Below are 13,118 nucleotides of genomic sequence, written 5' to 3'. Positions count from 1 at the left end.
TCCGGCTGCGCCCATGGTCACCACTGGCCACGGTGGGGGCACCGACTCAACGAGGAGGGACGCCGATGACCGCTCAGCGCGAGACAGTGCAGGTCGACCACGACCTGTTCCGCGCCGTGTACGACTCGCCCGCATCACTGCCCGGCCGACACCGCTGGACCACCCCCGAGTCGGACGTCCGGCGGCTGGAGAAACTGCTCGGCATGCCGGCGCGCAGCATCGGCGCCCCGCTCTGGGTCAGCGGCGACGAACCCGACTGCCCGAAGTGCCGTCGGCGGATCACCTGGTACGACATCGTCTCGTCGGCGCTCTCCGGCCTGCACGACAAGGCCATGATCGCCACGGTCATCCTGGGCGAGCGCAAGTACGTCAACACCGAGATCCCGGATGCCATCGCCGGGGTGCGCTGCTCCGACTGTCACACAGCCATCGACGGTCTGCGCAGCTTCAAATGCCACAACTGGGCGTACGCCTTCGAGGCGCTGGAGGCCGTCCGCGAGCGGATGACCGGCGGTCCCGCCCCGACCTGAGCCAACGCCGCGCCGACCTGGGACGAAGCCGTGGCGGGCCGGAGCCGACGCTGCGGCCGGTCGGGGCGGCTCAGTCGGCTGAGCGGCGGGTGGGGCGGCGGCCGGGCGGGGAGGGCGGCTCCGGGCCGGGGTCGGGCACCGGCGGCATCGGCCGGCTGACCGGTTCGGCACCGGTGAGCCGCAGCGACTCGCCGTGGTGCCACAGCTCGACCTCGGCATCCGCGGCGGCGTCGGGCAGCTCGTAGCGGGCCTCGGCCGGAGTCAACGTGACCCGCAACCGGTGACCGCGCCAGCGCAGGCTGAACGCCAGCCGGTCGATCCGGCCCGGCAGCCGGGGGTCGAAGGAGAGCACCTCCCGGTCGTCGCGCAGCCCACCGAAGCCCTGCACCAGCGCCAGCCACGCGCCGGCCAGCGAGGCCAGGTGCAGCCCGTCGGCGGTCTTGTCGCCCAGGTCGGCCAGGTCCTGAAGGACCGACTCGGCGAACAGGTCGTACGCCAGATCCAGGTGCCCGACCTCGGCGGCCAGCACGGCCTGCGGGGCCGCCGACAGCGACGAGTCGCGGACCGTCCGAGCCTGGTAGTAGGCCAGGTTGCGGGCCTTCTCGTCGGCGGTGAACTCACCGGGGCAGAGCTGCATGGCCAGCACCAGATCGGCCTGCTTCACCACCTGCTTGCGGTACAGCTCCAGGTACGGGAAGTGCAGCAGCAGCGGGTAGTCGTCGTCACCGGTGTTCGCGAACTCCCACTCGGGCTGTTCGGTGAAGCCGGCGGCCTGCTGGTGCACCCCGCGCTCACTGTCGTAGGGGACGGCCATCGCGTTGGCGGCAGCCCGCCAGCCCGCCACCTCGTCACGGTCCACGCCGAGCCGGCCGGCCAGCTCGGGATGTCCCTCGGCGGCGTCCGCCGCGCCGCGCAGATTGCGCTTCGCCATCAGGTTGGTGAAAACGTTGTCGTCGACCAGTGCCGCGTACTCGTCCGGGCCGGTCACCCCGTGCAGGTGGAAGTCGCCCTCGTCCGACCAGTGGCCGAAGCCGTGCCAGAGCCGGGCGGTCTCCACCAGCAGTTCCAGACCCGCCTCGGCCAGGAACAGCTGGTCGTCGGTGGCCGCCACGTAGCGCAACACCGCGTCGGCGATGTCGGCGTTGACGTGCAGCGCCGCGGTGCCCGCCGGCCAGTAGCCGGAGCATTCCCGGCCGCCGATGGTGCGCCACGGGAAGGTCGCGCCGCTCAACCGCAGTTCGGCCGCCCGCTCCCGCGCCTCGGGCAGGTGAGCGTGCCGCCACCTCAACGCCGAGCGGGCCACCGCCGGGGCCAGGTAGGTGAGTACCGGAAGGACGTAACTCTCGGTGTCCCAGAGGACGTGCCCGTCGTAGCCGTTGCCGGTCAACCCCTTGGCCGAGATGGTCCGGTCGGAGTCCGGGCGACCGGCCTGGATCAGGTGGAACATCGCGAACCGGACTGCCTGCTGAAGCTCCGGATCGCCGTCGAGCCGCACGTCGGCGACCTGCCACGCCGCGTCCAGTGCGGCGCGCTGGTCGGTGAGCAGGGCGTCGAAGCCGTCCGCGCGCGCCGCGTCCGCCTCGGCGGCGACCAGGGCTGCCAACTCGTCGGCGGGCGTCGCGTCGAGAGTCGCCCACTCGTAGGCGGCGAACTTCGTCAGCCGCAACCGCTCCCCCGGGTGCAGGCGACCCGCCACGGTCAGCCGTACCCGGTCGGGCGTGCAGTCACCGCTGGTCGTCACAGTGCCCGGGCCCTCCAGCAGGTGACTGACCGCGACAGCGACGCGCTGGCCGCTGCGCTCGGTGCGGTGCACCAGCACGCCGTCGAGGCCTGTCGCACGGTACGTCTCGGCGGTCAGCGGGTCGGTGGGCACCGAGGCGGCCCGAGGGTCGTCCGAACGCTGCGGCACCTTCTCGTTGGCCAGCAGGTCCGAGCAGACCCGCAGCTCGACGGCGGTGTCCAACGGCTCGACCTCGTACCGGACGGCGGCCACCGGGCGACGCGGCAGGGACACCAACCGGGTGCTGCGGATGCGGACGCCCCGCCCGGCCGGTGAAATCCACTCGGTCTCCCGGCGCAGCACGCCGGTACGCAGGTCGAGCACCCGTTCATGGCTGCGCAGCGTCCCGGTCCGGAGATCCAGCGGCTCGTCGTCGACCCAGAGCCGGATCAGTGCGGCGTTCGGTGCGCTGATGACTGTGTCGCTGGCCTGCGGAAACGCGTACCCCTCCTCGGGATAGCTCAGCTCACGCCGCTCGTGGAAGCCACTGACGTAACTGCCTGGCATTCCGCACGGAGCACCCTCGTCGAGCACCCCACGCCAGCCGATCCACCCGTTGCCCAACGCGAAGATCGACTCGGTCTCGCCGAGTCGGTCCACGTCGGCCGCCGTGCGCCGGATCCGCCAGGTCTCGTCGTCCGCCGTAGCGGTGGTGGAGTGCTGTTGATCGGTGGCCGAACCGGTCTGCACAAGGCCTCCTGTCGATGTCCACGTCCTGGGACAGCCAATCAGAGCCCGCTGTGCGAATCCTGGACGAAGGTCTGACAGACCACCTGACCTTCGACAGCAGCGATGCCCTCTGGCGCGTTCCTAGGGTGTCCCCAAGGTGAACAGGGTATGAACGTGAAGTGAGGTGATGCATGGTCGACAACGGCAGCATTGACGTTCCGGAGATCAGCGCCGAGTGGTACAGCGACGTCGTCGACGCCGCCGCCGGCAGCCCAGAGCCGGTGCAGTGGTTCGTCGGACACGCCACCGAGGGGGTGATCCTGCTACTCGGCGCGCTGCTGGTGATGGCCGCGCTGAGCCGCCGGTCCGGCGGCCCGCACGACCGGGCACTCGCCCTGATCGCGCCGGTGCCGACCGTTCTGGCGTACGTGGGCAGCGAGTTCCTCAAGACCGTGGTGGACGAGGATCGCCCCTGCCGGACGATCGGTCGGGAGATCATCGCGGGCGTCTGCCCACCGCCGGGCGACTGGTCGTTCCCCAGCAACCACGCCACCATCGCCGGTGCGCTGGCGGTCACCACGTTGCTGCTCTCCCGCCGACTCGGCCTGGTCGCGCTCCCCCTGGCGGCGCTCGCCGCCTTCTCCCGGGTCTTCGTGGGCGTGCACTACCCGCACGACGTGATCGCTGGCGTGCTGCTCGGCGCGCTGGTCGCCGTGGTGCTCACCCCGTTGCTGGCCCGCCCGACCAGCGAGGTGCTCCGCCGCCGGGCCAACCGTCCCGACGGCCCGGTCCCCAAACTGGCCAGCCGCTCCCGCCCCTGATCAGCCGTGCGGCGGGTCAGGTCGTCAGCAGGAGGGCGGCCGTTGTGCCGAGCAGCAGGAACGGGCCGAACGGCAGGTGGGTGCTCCAGTTCGCGCGGCGGGTGGCCAGCAGGCCCAGACTCACCAGGGCGGAGAGCCCGAAGGTGAGCACCAGCCCGAACAGCAGCACCGGCCAGCCGTACCAGCCGAGCAGCGCGCCGACGCTGAGCGCCATCTTGGCGTCGCCCAGCCCGAAGCCGCGGCGGCCGAGCAGCACCGCGGTGCTGGCGAAGAAGAACGCCAGCCCGGCGCCGCCGATGACGGCTCGCAGCCAGTGCCCCGGGTCGGCGTCGAGCGCGGCCACGCCGAGCAGCAGCCAGGTCCCGGCCGCCGCAGGCACTGTGAGCCGGTCCGGCAAGCGGTGCACGGCCAGGTCGACGATGATCGCCGGGATGGTCCAGCCCAGCCACCAGATCAGCGCCGGCAGCGCCCCGCCCGGCGGGCCGGCGAGCGCCAGCAGCACCGCCGCCGCGAGCACCACCAGTTCGACGGTGGCCGGCGGTGGGCCGACCCGGGCGCCGCACTGACCGCACCGGGCTGCCGGGCCGAGCGCCGGCCAGGGGTGGGTCAGGCCGACCGGCGCGCCGCAGGCGTCGCAGCCGCTCCGGCTGGGCAGACCCGGGGGTACGGCGTAGCGCAGCGCGGCCAACCGCATCAGCGGGCTGATCGCGAGGATCGCGAACACTGTCGAGAGCCGGGTGCGTGCTGCCGGACTCCGATCGGGTGGGTCTTCCCGACCGGGGATGGCCTCCGGGGGGCCGGTCAGCGCCATGTCGCCTCCGTTGCGGCCAACTGGCCCCCCGCGATGATGAACACGGATCGTGATTGAACGCTCGCAGCGGTGTAGCGGATGGCGCAGAAAGCGACGTGCCGACCGGAGCCTGCGAGCCTGCTTTCAACCACTTCCGACTCAGGCGTGCCGCTGGGCGAGGCGGCCCGCCGACACTGTGCCGACGTCGGTCGAATGCCGGGATGAGACCGCGATGTCCCACTCCCGCGACCGGTGGCGCGACTCCGGTTAACCCATTCGGCCCGGCGGTACCCCACAGATAACGACAGTTCGCTCGCCCATTGCCCGGGGCGCAGTGCGGACACCCGCCACCACCACCTGTCATCACGCTGAGTGTTCGCTTGAATTGCCTCTGTTGCATCGGCGAGCGTCAGCCTATGCTCGCCCCTTGGGTGTGACGCAAGCCTCACCTTCACCATCGGACGACACAGGACCCCGAATTTGTAAAAGATCCGTAACGGTGAATGCAGAAGCGCAATGAACGGCTCCGGATGTGCTGATCCGGGCGCGCTTCCGCATGCCCGACGGCGGTGAACCGTCACCGCCCCGGGCGACCACGAGGAGGCTCGACGGTGCGCGGACGGCAGCTCAGAAGAGCGGCGATCTGCCTGCTGGTGGGCGTGGCGGCGATGCCGGTCACCGCCTGCGCCAGCGGACGGGAGGCTGTCGAACGGCCGACGGAAGTCCGCGACAACGGACCCCGGACCGATTCCGACGTCGACCGGCGCGCTGCCGAAAAGGCAGCACTTGACGCGTACTCCGGGTATCTCGCGGCCTCGCGCACGGCGGGCCTGCGCAGTGATCCGCGTTCGCCGGAACTGTCCCGGTTCCTTGGTGATCCACTTTTGACTCGGGTCCGGGTGTCCATTCGCGAGGCCAAGGAGCACGGCGCCATGCGTACCGGGACGATCAAGTCCGACCCGACCATTACCGCTGTCAGCCTGGACGCGAAGCCGGCAACGGTGGAGATCCAGGACTGCCTGGACACGACCGGCTACCGGCTGGTCTACGCCAAGGACAAACGCTCGGTCCCGGGCAGCGGTGGCGGCAGACACCTCTCCACCGCCACCGCCACCCGCTATCCCGACGGCCGCTGGCTGATCAACTACGGCGCGACCCACCGGGACCAGCCGTGTTGAGCGGGACCGCGACAATCCGACGGGCGCTCGCCGGGCTCGGCCTCACGCTCCTGCTGGTAGTCGGTGCGGCCCCGCTCGCCGCCGCCGCCCTACGGGCCGACCCGGGGGCGGGCTGCCCACCCGACCAACCCGACTGCAGCGTCTGGGACGACGAGCCCGGCAATCCCGGTGACCCTGGGGGCGGTGGAGACAACGGTGGAGGCGGGGACGACGGCGGCGGTGGCGGCGGTGGCGTCTGCCAGTGGAACGGGCGGACCATCCCCTGCTACGACGAGGACCTGGGCTGGTTCAACAACAGCGACGGGTGCTACTACAAGCTGACCGAGGGTTCGGTCACGCCCCCCGAGGGTCAGCAGTGGTACCTGCAAACCTGCAACGGCGGCGACCTGGGTGCCCAGGACACGGTGTTGCTGGCCGATCCGCCGGCCGGCTTCGGCGCACCACCGGACCCGGAGGAGCTGGCCCGTCGCGCCCTGGCGAAGATCAGCCTGCTGCCGGCCCGACTGAAGGTCGCCCCCCGCAAGGACATCGGTCCGGGCCTGGTCGGCCTGCCCGTGTGGATGTGGGCAACCGCAGGAAAGAACTACTTCGGCCCGCTGTACGCCGACGAGTCCGACAGAGGGTTGACCGTCTACATCGAAGCGAAGGTCGACCGGATCGTCTGGGACATGGGCAACGGCGAGAAGGAAACCTGCTACAGCGCCGGCACCGAGTACAAGGCCACTGGCACGCGGGCGGGTGCCACCTCGCCGGACTGCGGCTACGACGAGGGCTACCCGAAGGCAGACACCTACGACGTCACCGCCACCACGCACTGGAAGGTGAGCTGGTGGACCAACAGCGACGCCACAAGGCGGGTGATCCCGCAGACCCGGAGAAGCGGCATCGTGCAGATCAGGATCAACGAACTTCAGGTGGTCACCAGATGAGCCTCGCGACGCGCAACGGGACCCCGTCGGTGGACGCACCCGTCAACCCACCCACAGTGGTCCGCCAACGCCGGGTCCGTCCCGGGCTGCTCGGTCTCGCCGTCCTCCTGATCGCCCTGGGCGGGCTGGGCGCGGCCTTCGCGGTCACCTCGGTACGGGCCACCGGCAGCTATCTGGCGGTGGCCCGACCGGTGGAGGTGGGCCGGGAAATCAGCGCAGCGGACCTGGTCACAGTGCAGGTCGCTGGCGGCCAGGGGCTGCGCCCGGTGCCCGCCGCACGACTCGACGAGGTGGTCGGCAAACGAGCCGCCGTCGCGCTGCTTCCGGGCACGCTGCTCACCCTGGGACAGGTCACCGACGACCCGCTGCTCGGCCCCGGCCAGCAGCAGATCGCGCTCGGCCTGAAGACCGCCCAGGTGCCGGCCCGCGAACTGCACCCCGGCGACAAGGTTCTGCTGGTCAGCACTCCGGACAATGACGCCGACGGAGACAAGGCCGCCGCCGGCACCCGGTTCACGGCCACCGTCATCGACATGGTCAGCCCGGCCAACGACGACAAGGTCCTGTACCTGGCGCTGCTCACCCGTGACGTGCCGGCGGTGGTGGCGCTCGCCGCGCAGCAACGGCTCGCCGTCGTCCTGACCGAGGCGGCCTGAGCATGGCGATCATCGCGCTGGTGTCCGCGAAGGGTTCGCCCGGCGTCACCACCTCGGCGCTGGCCTGCGCGCTGGCCTGGCACCGGCGGCTGGTGGTCGCCGAATGTGACCCGGCCGGCGGCTCGATCCTCGCCGGATATCTCGGCGGCCAACTGGACGGCCCACGCGGCATCGGAGAGCTGGCCGTCGGGGAGTTGCGCGACGGCAACCTGGAAACCGCGTTCTGGTCCCAGTTGGTCGACCTGGACGCACCCCGTCGGGAACGGCTGCTGCTGCCCGGCCTCGTCGACCCGGCCCAGAGCGGCAGCGTCACCCCGCTCTGGCAGCGCTTCGCCGACTACTTCGACGCCCTCGACCGCGGCACCCCCGGCTACGACGTCCTTGTCGACTGTGGTCGGCTGCACGTGACCGGGCCTCCGTGGCCGGTGCTGCGGGCCGCCTCGGTGGTGCTGTTGGTGACCCGGGCGAACCTGCCGGACCTCTCCGGCACCCGCGCGGTGGTCACCGCGATCGAACGGGACTTCGCCGAACACCGGGTGCCCCCGGGCACCCTGCGGCTGCTGCTGGTCGGCGACGGGCACGGGCGGGCCGAGATCAGCCGCGCCCTGAAACTGCCGGTCATCGCACGGCTGCCGCACGATACGCGTACCGCAGGGGTGCTCGCCCTGGGCGGAACCGTGCGGGCCGGTCGGCCGCTGATGCGCGCGGCGGCCGCGCTGGAGGTCCCGATCGGGGCGCTGCTGGAACGGCGACGGGCCCGGTTGGCGTGGCCCGTGCAGCAGGTGGTGCCGGATGCGGTTTGAGCCGGTCTCCACCGACCCGCGTCAGCAGCCACCGGCAGTGACCTCCACCGCGCCGCCCCTGGCCGTCCCGAACGGCCGGCACCACCAGTCCGGGCCGCAGCCGCAGCCCACGCCCGCGGCGACCCCGCCGCCGGAGTCGCCGCCCCGGGCCCGGATGGACTTCCAGGTCGTCCGGGAGCTGCGCCGGGAACTCACCGAACGGCTCACCCTCTGGCAGCGCGGCCGGGAGTTCACCGTCGACGAGGAGGACACCGAGCGGGCCCGACTCGCCGTCACTGTGGTCGCCGCGTACGCGGACTCGGTGCGCCGGGCCGGCACACCGATGGCCGCCGGCGACGAACGCCTGCTGCTCGACCAGGTGACCGCCGAGCTGGTCGGGCTCGGCCGGCTACAGACGCTGCTTGTCGACGACACCATCGAGGAGGTGCACATCCTCGGCTGCGACCAGGTGCGCATCACCCGGCACGGCGGCGGGGTGGACTGGGCCGAGCCGATCGCCGACAGCGACGCCGAGCTGGTGGAGATCCTCCAGGCGGCGGCCCGTCGGGCCGGCGCTACCGAGCGGTCCCTCTCCACTGTGAAGCCCACCCTCGACCTGCAACTGCCCGACGGCAGCCGGCTGGCCGCTGTGTTCCTGGTCAGCCACCGCCCGTACGCGGTGATCCGCAAGCACAACACACTGGATGTGAGCCTCGACGACCTGGCGGGCGCCCGGGGCGACCTGGACGAGATGATCGATCCGCTGTTGCGCGACTTCCTGCGCGCGGCGATGCGCGCCGGTCTGAACATCATGGTCGCCGGGTTGGCCGGCGCCGGGAAGACCACCGTCATCCGGGCGCTGATGAACGAGATCCCGCAGGATGAGCCGTACGTGCTGCTGGAGGAGAGTCGGGAGCTGCTCCCGGCCCGCCGCCGGGAGCGGCACCGGGCGGTGATGAGCTTCGAGGCGCGGGAGGGTCACGGCGAGCGCGGCTTCGACGGCCGCCCAGCCGGCGAGGTGACCATCGCCGACCTGATCCCGCTGTCGCTGCGGATGGGCGTCCTGCGGATCATCGTGGGCGAGGTGCGGTCCCGGGAGATCGTGCCGATGCTCCAGGCGATGACCACCAGCCGGGGGTCGATGTGCACCATCCACGCCCGTACCGCCGCCGGTGTGGGTGAACGGATCGTCGAGCTGGCCCTGGCGCACGGCCGTGAGATGACAGTCGACCAGGCCCGTCGGATGGCCGGAAACGCGCTCGACCTGATCGTCTACGTCACCATCGAGGACGAGACCGCGATCGGTGGGCGGAAACACCGGTTCGTGTCGCACGTGGAGGAGGTGATCGGGGCCGGCGAAGCCGGTCGGATCACCACCACCACTGTCTTCGGGCCGGGCCCGGACGGTCGTGCGGTCCCCCGGCACCTGCCGGAGCGGGTCCGCGACCAGTTGCTGAGGGTGGGTTACGACGCGCGGCTGCTGACCCGGTGGGTTGAGGCCGGTGCCGGTGCCTGGCGGCGGCCTCGGCAGACCCGACTGGCCCGGCGGTGACCTGATGCTCGACAGCCTGGAGTTGATCGCGGTGGTCTCCGGCGCCGCCTGTGTGGCCGGGCTGCTGCTGGCAGTGGTCGCCCTGGTCGGCACCCGTCGACCCCCCGGGCCGCAGCCGGGCAGCGGGCCGGGGCTGAGCCGACTGTGGCGCGGGCCGGGCAGCACTCCGGCCGAGCAGCGCGGCTATCAGGCGCTGCTGGTCGCCGCGCTGGTCGCCGGCGCGTTGGCGTTCCTGCTGACCGGGCTGCCGGTGGTGGGCCTGCTGGTGGCGGTGGCGGTGCCCGGCACCCCGTGGCTGTTCGGGGTGGGCAAGGCCGAACAGCGGGCGATCGCCCGGATCGAGGCCGTCGGCGAGTGGACCCGCCGACTCAAGGACGTCTCCGGCACCGGGCAGGGCCTCCAGCAGTCGATCATCGGGACCATCGGCAGCGTGCCACCAGGCGTCGAGGACGAGGTACGGCTGCTCGCCGCCCGCCTCCAGGCCGGCTGGATGGCCCGCTCCGCACTGCTGGCGTTCGCCGACGAGATCGCCGACCCGGTCTGCGACCAGGTGGTCGCGGCGCTGATCCTGCACCTGTCGGACCGGGGTGAGCGGCTTGGTGACGTGCTCGGTTCGATCGCCGGCGCGGCGTCAGCGGAGGTGGCGACCCGTCGGGAGATCGAGGCCAAGCGCACCCAGCCCCGGTTCGCTGTCCGCTTCCTCACCGGGATGACGCTGGCAACCCTGGCGTACGGGCTGATCAACACCGAGTACATCAGGCCGTACGGCACACCTGTGGGTCAGCTGGTGATGGCCGCCCTCGGCGCCGCCTTCATCGGCCTGCTGGCCTGGGTGCGGTCGATGAGCCAGCCGCAGCGGCCGGCCCGGTTCCTGCCGGCGCCCAACCCCGCCGAGGTGATCGCGTGAGCGCGGGCAGCGCAGCGCCGCGGGGCCCCGCTGTCGCGAGCGAAAGGCGGCTCGCATGATCGTGAACTGGCAGTTCGCCCTCGCTGTCTGCGGTGGCGCCGGGATCGGTCTGGGTGTGTTCCTGGTGATCCGGGAGCTGGTGCCGGCGACACCGGCGCTCGGGCCGGCGCTGCGTCGACTGCATCAGCCGCCGGGCACTGGCCGGGTGTCCACGCCCGCATCCCGGCGACTCGACTGGCTGACCGGGATGTCCCGCTGGTTGCGGCCTCCACAGATGCAGCTCGCCCTGATCGATCAGACCTCCGAGCAGTACGCGCTGTCGGTGCTGCTCTCCGCGCTGATCGGGTTGGCCACGCCGACAGTGCTCGGGGCGGCGCTCTGGGTGCTCGGCGTCTCATTCCCGCTGGTCGTGCCGGTGCTGGGCAGCCTCGGCCTGGCGCTGCTGGGCGGCCTGCTGGCGCACCGCGCCGTGCTGACCAAGGCCGACGCCGCCCGGGACGAATTCCGCCAGGCCGTCTGCACCTACCTCGATCTGGTGGCGTTGCAGCTCTCGGCGGCGCACGGGCCGGTGCAGTCGCTGGAGCGGGCCGCGGCTGTCTGCGACGGCTGGGTGTTCGACCGGCTTCAGGAGTCGCTGCGGATCGCCCAGATGCAGATGCACGCGCCCTGGGACGAGCTGCGCGACCTCGCCGACAAGATCGGCATTCCGGAGCTGGGCGACGTCGGCGCGATCATGCGCTCCTCCGGCAGCGAGGGAGCGCAGGTGCACGAGACGCTGCGCAGCCGGGCCGACTCGCTGCGCGACCAGATCCGCACCGACAACCTTGGCCGCGCCGAGGCAGTGACCAGCAAGCTCGACATTCCGGGCGCGCTGCTCGTCTTCGTGCTGCTCGGATTCGTCCTCTATCCGTTCATCGCCCGTGTCTGACCCCGCCCCTTGAAGGAGAACGCCATGTCCATCCTCAGCTACCTGCACGTCGCGCTGACGACGCGCCTGGCCGAGCTGCGCCGCGACGGCGAGCGCGGCGACAGCCCGGTGCCCACCGCGGTGATCATCGCCGGTCTGGTCGCCGTCGCCATGGCCGTCACCGCGCTGGCCCTGGCCAAGGCCAACAACTGGATGACCGGCATCCCGGACCACACCAACCCGAAGTAGCCGGGATGCGTCGAGCCGCGTACCCGAGATGGTGTCGAGCGGTCAACGCCGCTCGGCACCGCCTCGCGGCCGGCGACCGCGAGCGGGGTGCCAACCCGGTGGAACTCGCCGTGATGATGCCGCTGATCCTGGTGCTGCTCTTCGCCTCGATCCAGGTCGCGGCGGTCTTCCTCGCCCGCTCCACGGCGTTGAACGCCGCGCAGAGTGGCGTCAACGCGCAGCGGACGTACCAGGCGAGTAACGGCGCCGGGGTGGACAGCGCCTCCCGCTTCCTGAGGGCCGCCGGCGGTTGGCTGGTGGGCTGGGACAGGGCCGGCCCGACCTGCGTGACCACCGCGACGGACGTGACCTGCACTGTCAGCGGCAGGTCCCTGTCAGTGGTGCCGGGCGTGGACTTCGCGATACAGCAGACCGCCCACGGAACGGTGGAGAGGGTGACCCCGCCATGACCCGTACCGCCGAGCGGGGCTCGGTCTCCATCGAGGTGGCTGTCCTCGCGCCCGCGTTCATCGCGCTGATGGTGCTGGCAGGTGTGGTCGGACGCACAGCGGTTGCCGCTGAGGCGCTCGACGCGGCAGCGCACGACGCCGCCCGCGCCGCCTCGATCTCCCGGGATTCCGGCACCGCCCGGAAGGAGGCGGTGGAGGCCGCCCAGGCCCAGCTGGACTGGCACGGCCTGGCCTGCGTCAACGACCTGGACCCGGCATTCACCGGCAGGTCGCCCGACAACCCGTCCAGCTTCGACAAGGCCTTCAGCAGCGAGGTCGGTACGAACGCCACTGTGACGGTGAGGCTCAAGTGCGTGGTGTCCTTCCGGGACATCACACTCGACATCCTGCCCGGGATGACGAGCGAGAAGGAGATCTCGGCGCAGTTCACCTCCCCGCTTGACCGTTACCGGAGCCGGCAATGACTGCCACCACGTCGGCTGCCGGTCCCTCGCGGGCAGGTGAGCACGGCCGGGTGAGCATCTTCCTCGCGGTGACGATGGTCGGCGTACTGGCCATCATCGGTCTCTCCTTCGACGCCGCCGGTCAGCTCCGCACCCTGCAACACGCCCAGAACCTGGCCTCCGAGGCGGCCCGGGCCGGTGGTCAGGCCATCGACAGGGCCACCGCCATCGAGGGCGGACCGAAGCGGATCAACGAGCCGGAGGCGCGCGATGCGGTAGCCAACTACCTGTCCGTCGTGAACACCGCCGGCCACACAGTGAACTTCCCCGAGGTCGACGGGGAGACCCTGATCCGGGTGACCGTTTCCATCACCTACCACCGCTCGATGATCGGACCGTTCATCCAGGAGAAGGCGGTCACCGTCACCGGCGAGGCCACAGCGCGTGCCATCACCGCAACACCGTAGGAAGGAAGG

General features: G+C 71.5%; 15 protein-coding genes. 13 read left to right on the top strand and 2 right to left on the bottom strand.

Annotated features, from left to right (window positions below; all coding sequences use genetic code 11):
* Positions 1-65: 65 nt before the first annotated feature.
* On the top strand, positions 66-530 hold the full coding sequence (locus tag MED01_RS35160; protein WP_238672810.1) for a DUF8243 domain-containing protein: 465 nt from the start codon (positions 66-68) through the stop codon (positions 528-530).
* A 70-nt stretch (positions 531-600) separates the two neighbouring features.
* Here MED01_RS35160 and MED01_RS35155 read toward each other — a convergent pair whose 3' ends face one another.
* Positions 601-3,000 (bottom strand): glycoside hydrolase family 65 protein, encoded by a 2,400-nt coding sequence (locus MED01_RS35155; RefSeq protein WP_238672809.1) that lies wholly within the window; start codon positions 2,998-3,000, stop codon positions 601-603.
* Between the two features lie 170 nt (positions 3,001-3,170).
* On the opposite strand from MED01_RS35155, the gene MED01_RS35150 reads away from it, so the two are divergent.
* A complete protein-coding gene (locus tag MED01_RS35150; protein WP_238672808.1) occupies positions 3,171-3,800 on the top strand; it encodes a phosphatase PAP2 family protein in 630 nt (209 codons plus the stop codon).
* A gap of 16 nt (positions 3,801-3,816) precedes the next feature.
* Here the strand turns inward: MED01_RS35150 and MED01_RS35145 are convergent, their stop codons facing one another.
* Complete coding sequence (locus MED01_RS35145; protein ID WP_238672886.1) at positions 3,817-4,494, bottom strand: prepilin peptidase; 678 nt, start codon at positions 4,492-4,494, stop codon at positions 3,817-3,819.
* 764 nt (positions 4,495-5,258) lie between these two features.
* Between MED01_RS35145 and MED01_RS35140 the strand changes: the two genes are divergently transcribed.
* The 11 genes from MED01_RS35140 to MED01_RS35090 are packed head-to-tail and all read left to right on the top strand — an operon-like array spanning position 5,259 to position 13,109.
* Entirely contained in the window at positions 5,259-5,768 is a 510-nt protein-coding gene (locus MED01_RS35140) for a hypothetical protein (protein ID WP_274526748.1), read from the top strand.
* Positions 5,762-6,697 (top strand): hypothetical protein, encoded by a 936-nt coding sequence (locus tag MED01_RS35135; RefSeq protein ID WP_372493795.1) that lies wholly within the window; start codon positions 5,762-5,764, stop codon positions 6,695-6,697. The genes MED01_RS35140 and MED01_RS35135 overlap by 7 nt, the downstream gene beginning before the upstream one ends.
* The gene (locus MED01_RS35130) at positions 6,694-7,353 is read left to right on the top strand and encodes an SAF domain-containing protein (RefSeq protein ID WP_238672806.1); all 660 of its coding nucleotides are present in this window, start codon (positions 6,694-6,696) and stop codon (positions 7,351-7,353) included. Before MED01_RS35135 ends, MED01_RS35130 begins: the two co-directional genes overlap by 4 nt.
* A gap of 2 nt (positions 7,354-7,355) precedes the next feature.
* Positions 7,356-8,156, top strand: coding sequence for a CpaE/TadZ family protein (locus MED01_RS35125; protein WP_238672805.1), 801 nt, complete (start codon positions 7,356-7,358; stop codon positions 8,154-8,156).
* On the top strand, positions 8,146-9,687 hold the full coding sequence (locus MED01_RS35120; RefSeq protein ID WP_238672804.1) for a TadA family conjugal transfer-associated ATPase: 1,542 nt from the start codon (positions 8,146-8,148) through the stop codon (positions 9,685-9,687). Before MED01_RS35125 ends, MED01_RS35120 begins: the two co-directional genes overlap by 11 nt.
* A 4-nt stretch (positions 9,688-9,691) precedes the next feature.
* Positions 9,692-10,594 (top strand): type II secretion system F family protein, encoded by a 903-nt coding sequence (locus MED01_RS35115; RefSeq protein WP_238672803.1) that lies wholly within the window; start codon positions 9,692-9,694, stop codon positions 10,592-10,594.
* A gap of 55 nt (positions 10,595-10,649) precedes the next feature.
* Positions 10,650-11,522: a type II secretion system F family protein gene (locus MED01_RS35110; RefSeq protein ID WP_238672802.1), complete on the top strand. Its 873-nt coding sequence runs from the start codon at positions 10,650-10,652 to the stop codon at positions 11,520-11,522.
* A gap of 24 nt (positions 11,523-11,546) precedes the next feature.
* Positions 11,547-11,750, top strand: a complete 204-nt coding sequence (locus MED01_RS35105; protein WP_238672801.1) for a hypothetical protein — start codon at positions 11,547-11,549, stop codon at positions 11,748-11,750.
* A gap of 5 nt (positions 11,751-11,755) precedes the next feature.
* On the top strand, positions 11,756-12,199 hold the full coding sequence (locus MED01_RS35100) for a TadE/TadG family type IV pilus assembly protein (RefSeq protein ID WP_238672800.1): 444 nt from the start codon (positions 11,756-11,758) through the stop codon (positions 12,197-12,199).
* A complete protein-coding gene (locus tag MED01_RS35095; RefSeq protein ID WP_238672799.1) occupies positions 12,196-12,663 on the top strand; it encodes a TadE/TadG family type IV pilus assembly protein in 468 nt (155 codons plus the stop codon). The genes MED01_RS35100 and MED01_RS35095 overlap by 4 nt, the downstream gene beginning before the upstream one ends.
* Positions 12,660-13,109 carry a pilus assembly protein TadG-related protein gene (locus MED01_RS35090; RefSeq protein WP_238672798.1) on the top strand — a complete coding sequence of 150 codons (450 nt, stop codon included), beginning with the start codon at positions 12,660-12,662 and terminating at the stop codon, positions 13,107-13,109. Before MED01_RS35095 ends, MED01_RS35090 begins: the two co-directional genes overlap by 4 nt.
* Positions 13,110-13,118 lie beyond the last annotated feature (9 nt).

It is taken from the genome of Micromonospora alfalfae (assembly GCF_022230925.1).
Taxonomy (GTDB): domain Bacteria; phylum Actinomycetota; class Actinomycetes; order Mycobacteriales; family Micromonosporaceae; genus Micromonospora; species Micromonospora alfalfae.
The sequence above is the reverse complement of the archived record's forward strand: the minus strand, read 5'-3'. Positions and strand labels throughout refer to the sequence as shown.

Excerpts from the sequence above, each read along its gene's own strand:
- MED01_RS35160 (WP_238672810.1), top strand. The coding sequence starts at position 66 with ATGACCGCTCAGCGCGAGACAGTGCAGGTCGACCACGACCTGTTCCGC.
- MED01_RS35150 (WP_238672808.1), top strand. The coding sequence starts at position 3,171 with ATGGTCGACAACGGCAGCATTGACGTTCCGGAGATCAGCGCCGAGTGG.
- MED01_RS35145 (WP_238672886.1), bottom strand. The coding sequence starts at position 4,494 with ATGCGGTTGGCCGCGCTGCGCTACGCCGTACCCCCGGGTCTGCCCAGC.
- MED01_RS35140 (WP_274526748.1), top strand. The coding sequence starts at position 5,259 with ATGCCGGTCACCGCCTGCGCCAGCGGACGGGAGGCTGTCGAACGGCCG.
- MED01_RS35130 (WP_238672806.1), top strand. The coding sequence starts at position 6,694 with ATGAGCCTCGCGACGCGCAACGGGACCCCGTCGGTGGACGCACCCGTC.
- MED01_RS35125 (WP_238672805.1), top strand. The coding sequence starts at position 7,356 with ATGGCGATCATCGCGCTGGTGTCCGCGAAGGGTTCGCCCGGCGTCACC.
- MED01_RS35120 (WP_238672804.1), top strand. The coding sequence starts at position 8,146 with ATGCGGTTTGAGCCGGTCTCCACCGACCCGCGTCAGCAGCCACCGGCA.
- MED01_RS35115 (WP_238672803.1), top strand. The coding sequence starts at position 9,692 with ATGCTCGACAGCCTGGAGTTGATCGCGGTGGTCTCCGGCGCCGCCTGT.
- MED01_RS35110 (WP_238672802.1), top strand. The coding sequence starts at position 10,650 with ATGATCGTGAACTGGCAGTTCGCCCTCGCTGTCTGCGGTGGCGCCGGG.
- MED01_RS35105 (WP_238672801.1), top strand. The coding sequence starts at position 11,547 with ATGTCCATCCTCAGCTACCTGCACGTCGCGCTGACGACGCGCCTGGCC.
- MED01_RS35100 (WP_238672800.1), top strand. The coding sequence starts at position 11,756 with ATGCGTCGAGCCGCGTACCCGAGATGGTGTCGAGCGGTCAACGCCGCT.
- MED01_RS35095 (WP_238672799.1), top strand. The coding sequence starts at position 12,196 with ATGACCCGTACCGCCGAGCGGGGCTCGGTCTCCATCGAGGTGGCTGTC.
- MED01_RS35090 (WP_238672798.1), top strand. The coding sequence starts at position 12,660 with ATGACTGCCACCACGTCGGCTGCCGGTCCCTCGCGGGCAGGTGAGCAC.